At 41.8% G+C, this 297-nt stretch carries 1 protein-coding gene; it reads left to right on the top strand.

Annotation, left to right across the window (positions count from 1 at the left end):
• Nucleotides 1–297: IS3 family transposase (locus tag BLO31_RS14285; protein ID WP_139159015.1), on the top strand; the 297-nt coding region annotated here is incomplete at both ends.

The raw sequence follows: 297 nt of genomic DNA, 5'->3' as shown, positions 1-297 counted from the left end.
AAGCCGCGGTATACTTCGCAAGCCAGTCCGATTGAGGTATGCCTTTATTAAAGCGAATCAGACAATTTGGTCTGTTCGACGCATGTGTAAAGTCTTTGGAATTCACCCAAGTGGTTATTATTCTTGGCTCAAAAATCCAGATAGTAGACAAGAAAACCGGCGAAAATACCTTCTCGGACTGATAAAGCAATTTTGGCTGGAGTCAGGCTGTGTGTATGGTTATCGAAAAATCTACAGTGACTTACGAGATGAAGGGGAAATCTGTGGTATTAACCAAGTTCATCGTTTAATGAAGCG

Origin of the sequence: Vibrio sonorensis, from assembly GCF_001854765.1 — a bacterium.
Lineage (GTDB): Bacteria > Pseudomonadota > Gammaproteobacteria > Enterobacterales > Vibrionaceae > Vibrio > Vibrio sonorensis.
Note: the sequence above shows the minus strand (reverse complement) of the source record. Positions and strands in the feature narration are given on the sequence as shown.